Source organism: Fulvivirga kasyanovii (assembly GCF_009711405.1).
Lineage (GTDB): Bacteria > Bacteroidota > Bacteroidia > Cytophagales > Cyclobacteriaceae > Fulvivirga > Fulvivirga kasyanovii.
In genome coordinates this window covers 1-1,406 of record NZ_SMLW01000159.1, presented here as the reverse complement: position 1 = coordinate 1,406, position 1,406 = coordinate 1, and the positions used below count along the sequence as shown (strand labels likewise).

Here is a 1,406-nt window from a genome sequence, read left to right as displayed (position 1 = left end):
GGAGCCACTAAAGAATTTTGTGTATTTGGCATTAACCAACATTTCAAAGGTAATAAATTACATCCTACATCGATCTGCGTACAGGTTTATAAATTGGCTCATAATTAGCCCCCAGTTGCGCACCGTCTGTGTCCATTTCCGGGTAATGTTATCAATAGCCATGTACAGAGCTTTATAGACAGCTTCGTCATTAGGAAAGACCAGCCTGTTTCTGGTATACTTTCTTAGGGTGCTGTTAAAGCTCTCAATTACGTTAGTGGTATAAATTACCTTTCGGATTTCTAAAGGAAAATCAAAGAAGTGGGTGAGGTTGTCCCAGTTGTTCACCCAACTCTTGATGGCGTAGCCATATTTATGCTGCCACTTTTGGGCAAGTTCTTGTAAGGCCATCTCAGCAGCTTGACGTGTAGGCGCCTGGTATACTTGTTTTAAATCAGCCATAAATGCCTTTTTATCCTTCCATACCACATATTTTAAGCTGTTCCGGATTTGATGTACTACGCACACCTGGGTGACTGCCTGCGGATAGATACTGGATATACCGTCAGTCAGACCCGTGAGGTTATCGCTGCAAACAATGAAAATATCCTCTACACCACGGGCCTTGATGTCGGTAAAAACGCTCATCCAAAAGGAGGCACTCTCGGTTTCGTGCAGCCACATTCCGAGCACTTCTTTGGTTCCCTGATTATTTAGGCCGATCATAAGGTAAATAGTCTTATTAATTACCTTTCCATTTTGCCTGACTTTAAAGGAGATGCCGTCCATCCAGACAATAAAATAAACTTGATCCAATGGCCTGCTCTGCCACGTTTTCACAGCCTCCAGCATTCTGGCAGTAACGTTAGATACTGTTGTGGCACTTATCTCAACACCATAGATTCCACCTATCTGCTCCTCAATATCGGCAGTACTCATCCCTTTGGCGTATAATGAGAGGATAGCGTCCTCTATCTCCTCGCTCATTCGTTTATGCTTTGGGATCAGCCTGGGTTCGAAAGTCGCCTCACGATCCCGGGGAATATCTACTGAAATGGATCCTCGGGAGGTTTTTACATTCTTTTTACTGATTCCATTTCGGGTATTTTGATTGTCCTTATCTTTCTTTTGGTATTTGGAATACCCTAAATGCTCCTCCATTTCCCCTTGGAGCATTTGCTGGACACCTTCTTTAAAAAGCTTATCAAAAAAGCTGTTAAACTCCTCCTTGGAAAACTTCTTGAAGAAGTCTGGCGGAATGTTAAGTTTGTCATCATTCATGTAATCAACAATTTAGTGGTAAAATTTCGTTTTCGATAATCATTGCCTCGCTTCGTTGCTTTTTATCTGCGTCGAAAAACGAGCCTTTGAATTGTTGATTAATGCCAGAACGGTTCTAGCGTTTACACAAAATTCTTTATACTACC

At 42.0% G+C, this 1,406-nt stretch carries 1 protein-coding gene; it reads right to left on the bottom strand.

Annotation, left to right across the window (positions count from 1 at the left end):
- Positions 1-57: 57 nt before the first annotated feature.
- Positions 58-1,260 carry an IS256 family transposase gene (locus E1163_RS00480; RefSeq protein WP_155168566.1) on the bottom strand — a complete coding sequence of 401 codons (1,203 nt, stop codon included), beginning with the start codon at positions 1,258-1,260 and terminating at the stop codon, positions 58-60.
- Positions 1,261-1,406: the final 146 nt, after the last annotated feature.